The sequence below is a fragment of the Variovorax sp. genome, from assembly GCF_035634955.1.
Taxonomy (GTDB): domain Bacteria; phylum Pseudomonadota; class Gammaproteobacteria; order Burkholderiales; family Burkholderiaceae_C; genus Variovorax.
Map to the genome: position 1 here is coordinate 393,844 of NZ_DASQBZ010000025.1, position 13,400 is coordinate 407,243.

Below are 13,400 nucleotides of genomic sequence, written 5' to 3' on the forward strand. Positions count from 1 at the left end.
TGGTTGGTCGCCGCCGGCGCAACGCCGGATGGCTTGACCACGACCATAGCGGGCGACCCCCGCGCGCCCTGTCAGCCGCTGCGGTGGGGCAGCGTAGGAGGCGGGCCAATGGCCGCTTCCGCGATCTCGGGCACGCTGGCGATGATGCCGCTGCCATAAGGCTCGGAAGAGGACGGCGCCCGTCCCTGTGCCGGCAGCATCGCCCACAGCCGGGTGCCGTGCCCGGGCTGCGTGGTGATGCGCAACTTGCCGTGCGCCGCTTCCACGCGATGGCGCATGCCGGCCAGGCCGTGCGTGGCCGGGCGCAACTGCTGCATGTCGAATCCCTGGCCGTCGTCGGCCACCTCCACTTCGACGTGCCGCTCGTAATTCTTGAGCACGATGGTGGCGCTCTGCGCCTTGGCGTACTTTCCGATGTTGGTCAGGCTTTCCTGCACCAGGCGGTACACCGTCAGCTCGCGGCTTTCGTCGAGCAGGACGGGTTCGAGCGCCATCTCCACCTGGATGCCGGCGCGCTCGGCGAACTCGCGGCCCAGGATCTCCAGAGCGGCCACCAGGCCCAGGTTCGACAGCGACGACGGGCGCAGATCCTCGATGATTCGGCGCTTCAGCGCGATGCCGCTGTTGAGCTGCTCGATCAGGTGCTGCAGCCGCTCGATCGCGTCCGGGGAGGATGCCAGCTTGGACTTGAGGCGGGCCGCGTCCAGCTTGGCCGCGGTGAGCAGCGAGCCCAGTTCGTCGTGCAGCTCGCGGGCGAGGTAACCCCGTTCGTTTTCGCGCACTTCCTGCAGGTGGGTGGCGAGCTCGCGCAGGTTGGCGGTGCGCTCGCGCACCTCGTCCTCGAGCGCATTGCGTTCGCGCTGGAGCACCTGCTGCTGCCGGGCGCCAGCCTCGCGCAGGCGGTGGGTCTGGCGCAGGTACAGGTAGAAGGCGAACATGCCGGCCAGCGCGACAAGGCCAATGCCCAGCCGCGCCATGCGCAGCGACCGGCCGATCTGCGTCTGGCCATTTCGCAACAGTTCGTCGGAAAGCGCCAGCAGACCGGCCGCCTCGGCGCGGATGGCCGCCATTTCCTCCTGCCCGACGTCGGTGGTCAGGACGAACTTCCAGGCATCCTCGTTGCCGGCGGCGCGCAGCCGCACGCTCATGTCCATTTCCGCGAGCTTGCGCGTCACGTGGTCGGCCAGCACGGCCAGCCGATTGCTTTCCTCCGGCTTGTCGGCGTAGAGTTTGCGCAGTGCCGCGAACTGGTTGCCGATCTGCTTGACGGCTTCGTCGTACGGCTGGCGGTAGCGTGCTTCGCCGGTGAGCAGAAAGCCGCGCTGGCCCGTCTCGGCGTCGAGCAGGCTCTGCACCAGCGAATTGAGCACCAGCCGCTCGCCCTGCGCCTCGCCGATGGCTGCCAGCGCGCGGCTGGACTGACGATATCCCGCTTCGTTGATGCCCACCAGCACCAGCGCGGCGAGCATGGCCAGGCCGAGCGCAAGCGTTGTAGGACGCGTGGCCAACCAATTTTGAAGGCGCCGTCCGACAGTGGGGGACGCCGAACCGTGAATAATCGTCATGGACCCGGGGAGGTCAAGTAAATCCGCGCCTGAGCGCGAAACGAACAGGAAAGAAGCCAAGAATGATCAGAGTCGGAATTGTGGATGACCACGCCATCGTGCGCTCGGGCTTGCGCCAGTTTCTTTCCGAACATGTGGACCTGAGAGTGGTCGGGGAGGCTGCGAGCGGTCGCGAAGCGATCGACCTGGTCCGGACCACCGAAATGGATGTGCTGCTGATGGACCTGTCCATGCCCGGCCAGAGCGGCATCGACGCGCTGGCCATGATCCGCGCCAAGGCGCCGGACGTCGGCATCCTGATCCTCAGCGCCTACCCCGAGGAGCACTACGCCCTGAACCTGATCCGCCAGGGCGCCAGCGGCTACCTCAACAAGGAGTGCGATCCGATCGAGATCGTCAACGCGATCCGCACCATCGCGCTCGGTCGCCGCCACATCACGCCTGCCGTGGCAGACCTGCTGGCGCGCCAGCTGGATCGCAACAACGAAGGCCCGCCGCACGAGCAGCTGTCGGAACGGGAATTCCAGGTCTTCCTCAAACTCGCCAAGGGCGAAACCGCGGGCGACATCGCCAAGGAACTGTCCTTGTCGGTGAAGACGGTGAGTACGTACCGTACGCGCCTGATGGAGAAGATGAACCTGTCGTCCAACAGCGACCTGACCTACTACGCGCTGAAGAACAAGCTGATCGACTGAAGCGGCTGCGGCGCTGTTCTCCGGCCGCGGCCGGGGAGCGCCCCGGCTGCCTCTGGCGCCTCGCAGACTGCTCCTGGCCCGGCAGTCTTCGCGAGGCGTTTTCGTTGGCATCAGTGCGGCCCGCTCCCGGCGTCGCTGGCGTCGGACAGCTGGGCGCAGAACTCCACCAGCGCATCGATCTCGTTGGACTTGTCGAATACGGCGTCGGCGCCCAGCTGGGCGCAGCGCTTGCGAATGTCGGGGGTGGCGTAGTTGGTCAGCACGATGACCTTCTGCCCGCTGCGCCGCTGTGCGCACCCTTGCAGCACGCCCAGTCCGCTGCCTTGCTTGAGGAACAGATCCACGATCGCCAGGTCCCATTCCGGGCCGTTTGCGGACAGCCAGTCGCGCGCGACGGCTTCGCCCTCGGCGTGGCCGATGGCATTGACGCGAGTGAGCTCTTCCAGGGTGCCGATGAGGTTCTCCCGGATCGTGGCGTTGTCTTCGACGATGTAAGTCCTGAGTGTGTTTGGCATGTCGAAAGACATCTTCTTCTCGGCGTACCCAACGCACTCGCCGATGCGCAGCGATGACATGCAGAGGATCGTATCGGGAGCCCGGTGTGCAGTGTGCAAGGTGCAGGGGCTTCGCGCTGTAGGACAGCTCCCACTGGGCGTGTCCCGCACGCCGCGGCGGCACTCAGCGCGCTTCGGCGGTGGGCGCGGCGGTACCGCGTCGCTGCGCGCAGACCGGGCACAGCGGATCGCGCCGAAGTCGCATCTCGTCGAAGCGCGTGGTGCGCCCGTCGAGCATCAGCAGCCGCCCGGCGAGCGGCTCGCCCATGCCCGCCAGCAGCTTGAGCGCCTCGCCGGCCTGCAGCGTGCCAATGGTGCCGACCACGGGCGCAAAGACGCCGAGCACCGCGCAACGCGTTTCCTCGAAATCGGCGTCCGGCGGAAACACGCAGGCGTAGCAGGGCGCGTCGGCGCTGCGGGTGTCGAACACCGACAGCTGCCCGTCGAAGCGGATCGCCGCGCCGGCGACCAGCGGCTTGCCGTGCTGCACGCAGGCGCGATTGACGGCCTGGCGGGTGGCGAAGTTGTCACTGCAGTCCAGGACCACGTCGGCTGCCGGCACGAGCTGCTCCAGCAAGATGGCATCGGCCCTGGCCACGTGGGTGGCGACCTGGATTCCAGGGTTGAGGGCATGCATGCCTTCGGCGGCCGATTGCACCTTGGGCTGGCCGACGCGTGCGTGGGTGTGGGCGATCTGCCGCTGCAGGTTGGTCAGGTCGACCTCGTCGTCGTCCACCAGCGTGATGCGGCCGACACCGGCGCCTGCCAGGTACAGCGCTACCGGGGAGCCGAGCCCGCCGGCGCCGATGACGAGCGCATGCCCGGCGCTGACGCGCGCCTGGCCATCGATGCCGAATTCCTCCAGCAGGATGTGCCGCGAGTAGCGCAGCAGCTGCTCGTCTTCCATGGCGTGGCGAAGGAAATGGGCGCTCCGGCTCGGACGATTGCCCGTCGAGCCGGGCTGGGCGCCTCAGTTTTCCTTCTTTTCTTCCTTGCGCTCGACCTGCGTCTTGCTGACCATGACCGGCTGGCCCTTGAGCTGCGCCAGGGCCTGCTGGAGCGGGAAGTCCTTGGCGGTGCCGTATTCGGGCGTCTTGTTGGCCGAGCCCGGATTGAGGGCCTCGGCCTCGAGTTGCCGGCGGGCTTCCTCGCGCAGCTTGTCGAGTTCCGGGTCCTTCTTCTCGGCGCCCTGGCCGCTGCTCAGGTGCTTGTCGAGATCGGCCTCGCGCATGCGCAGTACGGCGAAGGGGCTTCCCTCGGCCGTGTCGTCCACCATCACGTTGGGCACGATGCCGCGGGCCTGGATGGAGGTGCCGCTGGGCGTGTAGTAGCGCGCGGTGGTGATCTTCAGGCCGGTATCGGGGCCCAGCGGCCGCACGGTCTGCACCGAGCCCTTGCCGAAGGTCTGGCTGCCCATGATGGTGGCGCGCTTGTGGTCCTGCAGGGCGCCGGCCACGATCTCGCTGGCCGAGGCCGAGCCTTCGTTGACCAGCACCACCAGCGGCACCGTCTTGAGCGCCGGCGGCAAGCTGCGCAGCGCGTCGGAACCGCCGCGGCGCTGGTAGAACTCGGGCGCCGCCTTGTAGACCGCCTTGCTTTCCGCCAGTTGGCCGTCCGTGGTGACCACCGTGACGTTTTCCGGCAGGAAGGCGGCCGATACGGCCACCGCCGCATCCAGCAGGCCGCCCGGGTCGTTGCGCAGGTCGAGCACCATGCCCTTGAGGTTCGGGTCGGCCTTGTAGATCTCGTCGACCTTCTTGACGAAGTCGTCGACCGTGCGCTCCTGGAACTGCGACAGGCGGATCCAGCCGTAGCCGGGTTCGATCACCTTGCCGCGCACCGATTGGGTGCGGATTTCCTCGCGGGTGATGGTCACCGGGAAGGTGCGGTTCTCCTCCTTGCGGAAGATGGTCAGGCGCACCTTGGTGTTGGCCTCGCCACGCATGCGCTTGACGGCGTCGTTGAGCGTCAGGCCGCGCACGGCGGTGTCGTCGATCTTGGTGATCAGGTCGTTCGGCTTGAGGCCGGCGCGGAAGGCGGGCGAACCCTCGATCGGGGAGACCACCTTGACCAGGCCGTCTTCCTGCGTGATCTCGATGCCCACGCCGACGAACTTGCCGGAGGTGCCTTCGCGGAAGTCCTTGAAGGTCTTCTTGTCGAAGTACTGCGAGTGCGGGTCAAGCCCGGAGACCATGCCGGAGATGGCGTCCGAGATGAGCTTTTTCTCGTCCACCGGCTCGACATAATCGCTCTTGATCATGCCGAAGACGGCGGCGAGCTGCTGCAGTTCTTCGAGCGGCAGCGGCGCCAGGGAGCCACGCGCGACGGTCTGCAGCGAGACGGTCGTCAGGGCGCCGGCAACGGCGCCGGCGGCAACCCACCCTGTAATCTTGAGTTTTTGGCCCATTCGGAAATCCAGTTGGCGTAGCGAGTCAATATACACAGCTTGGAACGCGCCGTAGGGCCGCGGTTCCAAGCCAGAGCGCGCCTTCAGGCCTTTTTGCCTTGGCTCGCCACCGCGGCGGCGGCCGCGGCCGCAGCTTCGGCGTCGCCCAGATAGTAGTGGCGCAGCGGTTTGAGGTCGTCATCCAGTTCGTAGACCAGCGGGATGCCGTTCGGAATGTTCAGGCCGACGATGTCCGCGTCGGAGACGTTGTCCAGGTACTTGACCAGCGCGCGGATGGAATTGCCGTGCGCGGCCACCACCAGCCGGCGGCCGGCCCGGATGGCCGGCGCCATGGATTCGTTCCAGAAGGGAATGACGCGGGCCACGGTGTCCTTGAGGCACTCTGTCAGCGGCACCTGGTCCGCGGCGAGCTTGGCGTAGCGCACGTCGGTGCGCTCGCAGCGCGGGTCGCTCGGCTCCAGCGCCGGCGGCGGCGTGTTGTAGCTGCGGCGCCAGATGAGCACCTGGTCTTCGCCGTATTCCTTGGCCATCTCGGTCTTGTTCAGGCCCTGCAGTGCGCCGTAGTGGCGTTCGTTCAGGCGCCAGGAATGCACCACCGGCAGCCAGGTGCGGTCGAGTTCGTCGAGCACGTGCCAAAGGGTGCGCGTGGCGCGCTTGAGCACGCTGGTATAGGCCACGTCGAAATCGTAGCCTTCGGCCTTGAGCAGCCGTCCGGCCTGCTTGGCCTGCTCCACGCCAGTGGGGGTCAGGTCGACGTCGGTCCAGCCGGTGAATCGGTTCTCGAGGTTCCAGGTCGATTCGCCGTGGCGGATCAGCACCAGTTTGTACATGGTCGGGGCCTATTCGTTGGAGGAGATTGCAAATTTCGGCAGGGGACAATTGACGGCGCCGCGGCCCGATCGGGGTCGAATCGGCCGGCCGCCGAAGCGGCCGCAAAACCCTGCAAAGCCCGACATTCTAAAATCCGGGTTTCCCATTCGAGGCTTCCCGTGAAATTCTTCTTTGACTTCGTCGTCGCCAACTGGGTGCTGTGCCTGATCGTGGTCAGCTCCGGCGCGATGCTTCTGTGGCCGATGCTGCAAGGGGCCAACCGTGGCGCGCTCTCGGCCGAGAGCGCCGTGCAGCTCATCAACCGCCAGCGCGCGGTGGTGGTCGACATCCGGGCCCCGGAAGAATTCGCTGCCGGGCACGTCGGCGGCGCCCGCAACGTGCCGCTCGAGCAGCTCGAAGCCAAGCTGCCCGGCACGGTCAAGAACAAGTCGCTGCCGCTGCTCATCGTCTGCGCCAGCGGCGCGCGTGCCCAGCGCGCGGTCGCAACAGCGCGCAAGCTCGGCTACGAGCAGGCGCAGGCTCTCGCCGGCGGCCTGAAATCCTGGAAAGCCGCCAACCTGCCGCTCGAAAAGGCCTGATAGAAACATGCAGCACGTCAAGATGTACACCACCGCGGTTTGCCCCTACTGCATCCGCGCCAAGCAGATCCTCAAGTCCAAGGGGGTCGACCAGATCGAGGAAATCCGCATCGACGCCGATCCGGCGGCGCGCGCCACCATGATGGAAACCACCCGGCGCCGCACCGTGCCGCAGATCTTCATCGGCGACACGCACGTCGGCGGCTGCGACGACCTCATTGCCCTGGACGGGCGCGGCGGGCTCGAGCCGCTGCTGCGCGGGCCGGCTGCCTGAGGCGCCGGGCCATAATCGTCCTTTCGTGACCTGCCGCGCCGAACAAGGCACGGCGGGTTCGCGGCGCCGCACCCGCGGTGCTGCGCCGGCCACCCTCCGGTCGGCAGATCATCCCTTTACACATCGACAAGAGAAGCCATGGCCGACAACCAAGACCCCGTTTTCCAGATCCAGCGCGTCTACCTCAAGGATCTGTCGCTCGAGCAGCCCAATTCGCCGGCCATCCTGCTGCAGCAGGAGTCGCCCACCGTCGACATCCAGCTCGGCGTGGACGCGCAGCCTGTCAACGACGGCATCTTCGAAGTGAGCGTCTCGGCCACCGTGCAGACCAAGATCGGCGACAAGACGGTGTTCCTGGTCGAGGCCAAGCAGGCCGGCATCTTCGAGATCCGCAACCTGCCGCAGGACCAGATGGCGCCGATCCTCGGCATCGCATGCCCGCAGATCGTCTACCCGTACCTGCGCGGCAATGTCGCCGACACCATCCAGCGCGCCGGCTTCCCGCCCGTGCACCTGGCCGAGATCAACTTCCAGGCCATGTTCGAGCAGCAGCAGGCGCAGGCCGCCCAGGGCGCCCAGGGCGCGCCCGTCGTTACCCAGTAATCCGTGCCCGGACGCGCGGCGTGACGGCCGCCGGCCCGTCCGGCGCCCACCCCGCGCGCCGGACGCAGCAGCGCGTCTGCAGGACCTTCTTCCCATGAAAATCTGCGTCCTCGGCGCGGGTGCCTGGGGCACCGCGCTGGCGATCAATGCCGCAGGCCGCCACCAGCCGCGGCTGTGGGCGCGTGACGCCGGGCAGCTGGCGGCCATGCAGTCACAGCGCGAGAACCGGCGCTACCTGCCCGGCGTCGCCCTGCCTCGAGAACTGCAACTGGCAGGAGGAAGCGCCCGCGAAGCCGCGGCAGGCGCCGATCTCGTCATCGTCGCCACGCCGATGGCGGCCCTGCGCGAGCAACTCGATGCGCTGCGCGACCTGGCTGCACCGCTGGCGTGGCTGAGCAAGGGCGTGGAGCAGGCGCGCGCCGGCGCGCCCGAGCCAGGGTTGCTGGCGCACGAGGTCCAAGCCCAGGTGGCACCCGCGCTCAAGGCCGGCGTGCTCAGCGGCCCCAGCTTTGCGCAGGAGGTCGCCAGCGGCCAGCCGACGGCCCTGGTGGCCGCCAGCGCGCATGAGCAGGTGCGCGCGGCGCTGGTCGAGGCTTTCCATGGCCCGAGCCTTCGCGTCTACGCCAATGACGACATCGTCGGCGTCGAGATCGGCGGCGCGGTCAAGAACGTGCTGGCCATCGCCACCGGCCTGGCCGACGGGCTGTCCCTGGGGTTGAACGCGCGCGCGGCGCTCGTTACCCGCGGCCTGGCGGAAATGACCCGACTGGGACTGGCCCTGGGCGCTCGCGCAGAAACCTTCATGGGGCTGTCCGGCCTTGGCGACCTGGTGCTCACCGCCACGGGCGACCTGTCGCGCAACCGGAAGGTGGGGCTGCTCCTGGCGCAGGGCCTGAGCCTGGCGCAGGCGGTCGATTCGCTCGGCCACGTGGCCGAGGGCGTGTACTGCGCACGCACCGTCGAGCAACGCGCCCTGCGCCTGGGCGTGGACATGCCGATCACCCGATGTGTCGTCGCCTTGCTCGACGGGCAACTGCGCCCGGTCGACGCAGTGGCCGAACTGATGGGGCGCGAGCCTGGCGTCGAGACGCCCTGACTCGCCGCGTCCGAAAATTTTCCAGAGATGAACTCACCCTTTTTCGATTTCTCGGCGCCCGCCGTGGCTGAACTTGCACGTGCGGACGCCGAGCGCGCGCTGCGCGAGGATGCCGGCGAAGGCGACCTGACCGCCGCCCTGGTGCCCGAACGCGGCGCCACCGCCCGCGTGCTGCTGCGCGAGGACGCGGTGCTGTGCGGCGCGCCCTGGGTCGAGGCCGTGCTGCGGCAGCTCGATCCGCAGGTGCGCCTGACATGGCACGCCGCCGACGGCGCGCGCTGCGCGGCTGGCCAGACCGTGCTGCAGATCGAAGGCAGCGCGCGCGCCCTGCTGACCGGCGAGCGAACGGCGCTCAATTTCCTGCAACTGCTCAGCGCCGTTGCCAGCCGCACGGCGGTCTACGTCGAGGCGGTGCGCGGCACCCGCGCGCAGATCGTCGACACCCGCAAGACGCTGCCCGGCCTGCGCCTGGCCCAGAAATACGCAGTGCGTGCCGGCGGCGGTGTCAACCATCGCATCGGCCTGTACGACGCGATCCTGATCAAGGAAAACCACATTGCCGCGGCCGGGGGCGTGCGCGCCGCTCTGGAGGCGGCGCAGCTGGCGGGGCAACAAGCGAGCTTCGTCGAGATCGAGGTCGAGACGCTGGCGCAACTGGACGAAGCCCTGGCGCACGGCGCCCGCATGGTGCTGCTCGACAACATGGACCTGCCGACGCTGCGCGAGGCGGTGCGCATCAACGACGCGGCAGGCGAGTCCGCGGCAGTGCTGGAGATCTCCGGCGGCGTCACGCTCGAAAGCGTGCGAGCGCTGGCCGAGACCGGCGTCGACCGCATCTCGGTCGGCGCGCTCACCAAGGACGTCAAGGCCACCGATTTCTCCATGCGCTTCCTGAACCCATGACCGCCGCACCCATGGCCGCAGACGCTCTCATCGACATCGAATACGAACAACCGGCCGGCGCTGCATGCGACACCCGCGTGGCCTGGGCCCGCGTGCCGCCCGAACCCGGCCCGGCCGAGCGCGAGACGCTCAAGGCCCGAGCCCGCCAGTTGCTGCGCGAGCGCAACGCCGTCATGGTCTCGCACTACTACGTGCATCCCGACCTGCAGGACCTGGCCGAGGAAACCGGTGGCATCGTCAGCGATTCGCTGGAAATGGCGCGCTTCGGCCGCGATCATCCGGCGCACACGCTGGTGGTGTCCGGCGTGCGCTTCATGGGCGAGACGGCCAAGATCCTGTCGCCTGAAAAGCGCGTGTTGATGCCCGATCCGGAAGCCACCTGCTCGCTCGACCTGGGCTGCCCGGTCGACGACTTCACCGCCTTCTGCGATGCGCATCCGGACCGCACGGTCGTCGTCTACGCCAACACCAGCGCGGCCGTGAAGGCGCGCGCGGACTGGCTGGTCACCTCCAGCTGCGCGATCGACGTGGTGCGCGCGCTGGCCGCGCAGGGACAGAAGATCCTCTGGGCGCCGGACCGGCACCTGGGCGACTACATCCGCCGCGAGACCGGCGCCGACATGCTCAGTTGGGACGGCGCCTGCATCGTGCACGACGAGTTCAAGGCGCTGGAACTCGAGCTGCTCAAGAAGAGCCACCCGCACGCCAAGGTGCTGGTGCATCCCGAGTCCTCGGCGGCGGTCATCGCGCTGGCCGACGCGGTGGGCTCGACCTCCGGCATCCTGGCTGCGGCCGAGCGGATGGATGCCCCCGAATTCATCGTGGCCACCGACAGTGGGCTGCTGCACAAGCTGCGCGCGCTCAACCCCGGCAAGCGCTTCATCGAGGCGCCGACGGCCGGCAACGGCGCCACGTGCAAGAGTTGCGCGCATTGCCCCTGGATGGCGATGAACGGCCTGGCCGACCTGGTGCGCGTGCTCGAGCGCGGCGAAGGAGAAATCTTCGTCGACGCGGCGCTCGGCCAGCGCGCGCGCATTCCGATCGACCGCATGCTGGCGTTCACCGCCGGACTCAGGCAAGGCCACGCGCCCGGCGCGCTGGTGTCGGGCATCGGCGCGGCCTGATTCGCGCCTCGGCCCGCAAGCGCGCTTACGCCGGCGCCAGGACGGTCGCTTCCGCCGACGGCGCCGGCCCAGGAAAATCCTCGTTGAAATGCAGGCCGCGGCTTTCGCGCCGCGCCAGGGCGCACTGGACGATCAGCTCGGCCACCTGCGCGAGGTTGCGCAGTTCAAGCAGCTCCCGGCTCATGCGAAGGCTGGCGCAGAAATTCTCGATCTCGGCGCGCAGCAGACCGACGCGGCGCCGCGCCTGCTCGAGCCGCTGGTTGCTGCGCACGATGCCGACGTCTTCCCACATGAACCGGCGCAGCCTGTCGCGGCAGTGGGAGATCGCCGCCGTTTCACCGGCAGCGCCGGCGCCCTTGTCGGCCCAGGCCGGCAACGCCGCGGCTTCGCGCGCGGGCGCCTGGGCGATGGCAGCCGCGGCGGCACGCGCCAGCACGATGCACTCGACCAGAGAATTGCTCGCCAGGCGGTTGGCCCCGTGCAGGCCGGTGCAGGCCGTCTCGCCGACGGCGTACAGGCCCGGCAGGTCGGTGCGCCCCGCCAGGTCGGTCAACACGCCGCCGCAGGTGTAATGGGCCGCCGGCACGACGGGAATCGGCGTGCGCGCGATGTCGATGCCCAGCGACGCGCAACGCGCCCTGATGGTCGGGAAATGCTGCCGCAGGAATTCGGACGGCTGATGCGAGATGTCGAGCTCGACGCAGTCCAGGCCGTGCTTCTTCATCTCGAAGTCGATCGCGCGCGCCACGACGTCGCGCGGTGCGAGCTCGGCGCGCGCGTCGTGCGCCGGCATGAAGCGCGTGCCGTCCGGCAGCTTGAGCACGCCGCCTTCGCCGCGCACCGCCTCGCTGATCAGGAACGAGTCGGCCCGCGGGTGGTGCAGGCTGGTCGGGTGGAACTGGGTGAACTCCATGTTCGACACGCGGCAACCGGCGCGCCAGGCCGCCGCAATGCCATCGCCCGTGGCGGTGGCGGGGCTGGTGGTGTGCAGGTACACCTGGCCGGCGCCTCCGGTGGCCAGCACGGTGTGCGGAGCCCGGAAGGCATGGACCGTCCCGGACTTGCCGCAGAGCGCGTACAGGCCGTGGCAAGCCGGCGCGTCAAGGCCGGGCTGCGGGCCGCTGGCCAGGTCGACCAGCGTGTGCTGCTCGAAGACGGCGATGCCGTCCGTCTCGCGCACGCGTTCGATCAGCGCGTGCTGCACGGCGGCGCCGGTGGCGTCCGCGGCGTGCGCAATGCGGCGATGGCTGTGGCCACCTTCGCGCGTCAGGTGCAGTTCGCCGCCGTCGAGAGAGAAGGGCACGCCCATCTCCCGAAGCCATTGCACCGCCTGCGGCGCATGCGTGACGACGAACCGGGTCGCCGCCGCATCGCACAGGCCGGCCCCGGCGACGTGGGTGTCATCGACGTGGGATTGCAGGCTGTCGCCCTCGCCCAGCACAGCCGCGATGCCGCCCTGGGCGCGTGCGCTGGCGCCGTCGGCCAGGGCAGCCTTGGTGATCACCGCCACGCGGTGCGTGGGCGCGAGATGCAGCGCGGCGCACAGGCCGGCAAGGCCGCTGCCGACGATCAGCACATCGAAGTCGTGTGTCACGACAATTTTCCTCCCTCAGAAATTGGCGGCGGTTCGCGCCGCGCCGCTCAGGCCGGTGCGTAGGCGAGGCGCACGTAGATGGGCGCGTAGGCCTCGGCCTGGGTGATTTCCACCAGGTTTTCCTTGGCCAGCTCCAGCATGGCGATGAAAGTCACCACCAGCACCGCCGAGCCGCGGGCGACGTCGAACAGGTGCTCGAACTCGACGAACCGGCGGCCCTGCAAGGCGCGCAGCATGATGCCCATGTGCTCGCGCACGCTCAATTCCTCGCGCGAGATCTTGTGGTGCTGCACCAGCCTGGCGCGCTTCATGATGTCGGCCCAGGCGTCGCGCAGGTCGACCACGTTGACGTCGGGAAAGCGCGGCTTGATCGACTGCTCGATGTAGACCTCGGCGCGCCAGAAGTCGCGGCCGGCCTGCGGCGTGGCGCTCAGCGCGGCCGCCTGCAGCTTGGTCTGCTCGTATTCCATCAGCCGCCGCACCAGCTCGGCGCGCGGGTCTTCCGCCTCTTCGCCGTCGGCCGTCTTCTTGGGCGGCAGCAGCATGCGCGACTTGATCTCGATGAGCATTGCCGCCATGAGCAGGTATTCGGCGGCCAGTTCGAGGTGGGTCTGGCGGATCTCGTCGACGTAGGCCAGGTACTGGCGCGTCAGCGGCGCCATCGGGATGTCGAGGATGTTGAAGTTCTGCTTGCGGATCAGGTACAGCAGCAGATCGAGCGGCCCCTCGAAGGCCTCGAGGAAGACACGCAGCGCTTCCGGCGGGATGTACAGGTCGTTCGGCAGGGCGAACAGCGGTTCGCCATAGAGCCGGGCCAGCGCGACCTGGTCGACCACGTCGGGCATGTCGACGACGACCGGTGCGTCGTCATCCTGCGCCTGGGGGATCACGCTGACCATGGTGCCGGCGGCGGTGCTGCGCCGGCCTTACTTCACCTGGGTCTGGTAGACGTAGGGCTGCTGGGCCACGCGGGCCTGCTTGAACTCGTCCTGCGTCTCGCGGTCGAGGTGCTTGTCCCACAGCAGGGCGCGCCCGGCACGTTGCTCGGCCTCGAGCGTGGGCTTCTTGTGCCGCATCTCCTCGATGAAGTTCGTGATCTCGGAGTTGTAGTGGGGGCGACGGAAGATGTTCATGGTGCCGGGAGCTAGTTCGGGGCGATTTTACCGGGTGGCGCTG

General features: G+C 68.6%; 15 protein-coding genes. 7 read left to right on the forward strand and 8 right to left on the reverse strand.

The annotated features are described in order from the left end of the window. Window positions 1-71: 71 nt before the first annotated feature. A complete protein-coding gene (locus tag VES41_RS16215) occupies window positions 72-1,469 on the reverse strand; it encodes a CHASE3 domain-containing protein (protein WP_324819037.1) in 1,398 nt (465 codons plus the stop codon). Window positions 1,470-1,627: 158 nt separating this feature from the next. Here VES41_RS16215 and VES41_RS16220 point away from each other — a divergent pair, with 158 nt between their 5' ends. Next, window positions 1,628-2,260, forward strand: a complete 633-nt coding sequence (locus VES41_RS16220; protein ID WP_324819039.1) for a response regulator transcription factor — start codon at window positions 1,628-1,630, stop codon at window positions 2,258-2,260. A gap of 110 nt (window positions 2,261-2,370) precedes the next feature. On the opposite strand, the gene VES41_RS16225 is transcribed toward VES41_RS16220, so the two are convergent. The 4 genes from VES41_RS16225 to gpmA form a co-directional block, all read right to left on the reverse strand. Then, window positions 2,371-2,775: a response regulator gene (locus tag VES41_RS16225; RefSeq protein WP_324819041.1), complete on the reverse strand. Its 405-nt coding sequence runs from the start codon at window positions 2,773-2,775 to the stop codon at window positions 2,371-2,373. Between the two features lie 163 nt (window positions 2,776-2,938). Beyond that, on the reverse strand, window positions 2,939-3,721 hold the full coding sequence (locus VES41_RS16230) for a molybdopterin-synthase adenylyltransferase MoeB (protein ID WP_324819044.1): 783 nt from the start codon (window positions 3,719-3,721) through the stop codon (window positions 2,939-2,941). A 63-nt stretch (window positions 3,722-3,784) separates the two neighbouring features. Next, window positions 3,785-5,221 (reverse strand): S41 family peptidase, encoded by a 1,437-nt coding sequence (locus VES41_RS16235; protein ID WP_324819047.1) that lies wholly within the window; start codon window positions 5,219-5,221, stop codon window positions 3,785-3,787. An 83-nt stretch (window positions 5,222-5,304) separates the two neighbouring features. Next, window positions 5,305-6,051 carry a 2,3-diphosphoglycerate-dependent phosphoglycerate mutase gene (gene gpmA, locus VES41_RS16240; RefSeq protein ID WP_324819050.1) on the reverse strand — a complete coding sequence of 249 codons (747 nt, stop codon included), beginning with the start codon at window positions 6,049-6,051 and terminating at the stop codon, window positions 5,305-5,307. Window positions 6,052-6,279: 228 nt separating this feature from the next. Here gpmA and VES41_RS16245 point away from each other — a divergent pair, with 228 nt between their 5' ends. The 6 genes from VES41_RS16245 (at window position 6,280) to nadA (ending at window position 10,630) form a co-directional block, all read left to right on the forward strand. Continuing rightward, a complete protein-coding gene (locus VES41_RS16245) occupies window positions 6,280-6,630 on the forward strand; it encodes a rhodanese-like domain-containing protein (RefSeq protein WP_324819550.1) in 351 nt (116 codons plus the stop codon). Window positions 6,631-6,637: 7 nt separating this feature from the next. After that, window positions 6,638-6,904 carry a glutaredoxin 3 gene (grxC, locus tag VES41_RS16250; RefSeq protein ID WP_324819053.1) on the forward strand — a complete coding sequence of 89 codons (267 nt, stop codon included), beginning with the start codon at window positions 6,638-6,640 and terminating at the stop codon, window positions 6,902-6,904. Window positions 6,905-7,042: 138 nt separating this feature from the next. Beyond that, entirely contained in the window at window positions 7,043-7,507 is a 465-nt protein-coding gene (gene secB, locus VES41_RS16255) for a protein-export chaperone SecB (RefSeq protein ID WP_324819055.1), read from the forward strand. Between the two features lie 94 nt (window positions 7,508-7,601). Beyond that, window positions 7,602-8,603 (forward strand): NAD(P)H-dependent glycerol-3-phosphate dehydrogenase, encoded by a 1,002-nt coding sequence (locus tag VES41_RS16260; protein WP_324819057.1) that lies wholly within the window; start codon window positions 7,602-7,604, stop codon window positions 8,601-8,603. Window positions 8,604-8,630: 27 nt separating this feature from the next. Next, window positions 8,631-9,506: a carboxylating nicotinate-nucleotide diphosphorylase gene (gene nadC, locus VES41_RS16265; RefSeq protein WP_324819060.1), complete on the forward strand. Its 876-nt coding sequence runs from the start codon at window positions 8,631-8,633 to the stop codon at window positions 9,504-9,506. Next, window positions 9,503-10,630 (forward strand): quinolinate synthase NadA, encoded by a 1,128-nt coding sequence (nadA, locus tag VES41_RS16270; protein ID WP_414719153.1) that lies wholly within the window; start codon window positions 9,503-9,505, stop codon window positions 10,628-10,630. Before nadC ends, nadA begins: the two co-directional genes overlap by 4 nt. 25 nt (window positions 10,631-10,655) lie before the next feature. On the opposite strand, the gene nadB is transcribed toward nadA, so the two are convergent. The 3 genes from nadB to VES41_RS16285 are packed head-to-tail and all read right to left on the reverse strand — an operon-like array spanning window position 10,656 to window position 13,357. Then, window positions 10,656-12,224, reverse strand: coding sequence for an L-aspartate oxidase (gene nadB, locus VES41_RS16275; protein ID WP_324819063.1), 1,569 nt, complete (start codon window positions 12,222-12,224; stop codon window positions 10,656-10,658). A 47-nt stretch (window positions 12,225-12,271) separates the two neighbouring features. Further along, complete coding sequence (locus VES41_RS16280) at window positions 12,272-13,123, reverse strand: ScpA family protein (protein WP_324819067.1); 852 nt, start codon at window positions 13,121-13,123, stop codon at window positions 12,272-12,274. A gap of 27 nt (window positions 13,124-13,150) precedes the next feature. Then, window positions 13,151-13,357 carry a DUF3460 family protein gene (locus tag VES41_RS16285; protein ID WP_324819070.1) on the reverse strand — a complete coding sequence of 69 codons (207 nt, stop codon included), beginning with the start codon at window positions 13,355-13,357 and terminating at the stop codon, window positions 13,151-13,153. Between the last annotated feature and the right edge of the window lie 43 nt (window positions 13,358-13,400).

Coding starts and splice junctions, on each gene's coding strand:
- VES41_RS16245 (WP_324819550.1), top strand. CDS start 6,280: ATGCTTCTGTGGCCGATGCTGCAAGGGGCCAACCGTGGCGCGCTCTCG.
- nadC (WP_324819060.1), top strand. CDS start 8,631: ATGAACTCACCCTTTTTCGATTTCTCGGCGCCCGCCGTGGCTGAACTT.
- VES41_RS16235 (WP_324819047.1), bottom strand. CDS start 5,221: ATGGGCCAAAAACTCAAGATTACAGGGTGGGTTGCCGCCGGCGCCGTT.
- VES41_RS16260 (WP_324819057.1), top strand. CDS start 7,602: ATGAAAATCTGCGTCCTCGGCGCGGGTGCCTGGGGCACCGCGCTGGCG.
- grxC (WP_324819053.1), top strand. CDS start 6,638: ATGCAGCACGTCAAGATGTACACCACCGCGGTTTGCCCCTACTGCATC.
- VES41_RS16230 (WP_324819044.1), bottom strand. CDS start 3,721: ATGGAAGACGAGCAGCTGCTGCGCTACTCGCGGCACATCCTGCTGGAG.
- VES41_RS16220 (WP_324819039.1), top strand. CDS start 1,628: ATGATCAGAGTCGGAATTGTGGATGACCACGCCATCGTGCGCTCGGGC.
- gpmA (WP_324819050.1), bottom strand. CDS start 6,051: ATGTACAAACTGGTGCTGATCCGCCACGGCGAATCGACCTGGAACCTC.
- VES41_RS16225 (WP_324819041.1), bottom strand. CDS start 2,775: ATGCCAAACACACTCAGGACTTACATCGTCGAAGACAACGCCACGATC.
- VES41_RS16280 (WP_324819067.1), bottom strand. CDS start 13,123: ATGGTCAGCGTGATCCCCCAGGCGCAGGATGACGACGCACCGGTCGTC.
- secB (WP_324819055.1), top strand. CDS start 7,043: ATGGCCGACAACCAAGACCCCGTTTTCCAGATCCAGCGCGTCTACCTC.
- VES41_RS16215 (WP_324819037.1), bottom strand. CDS start 1,469: ATGCTCGCCGCGCTGGTGCTGGTGGGCATCAACGAAGCGGGATATCGT.
- nadA (WP_414719153.1), top strand. CDS start 9,503: ATGACCGCCGCACCCATGGCCGCAGACGCTCTCATCGACATCGAATAC.
- VES41_RS16285 (WP_324819070.1), bottom strand. CDS start 13,357: ATGAACATCTTCCGTCGCCCCCACTACAACTCCGAGATCACGAACTTC.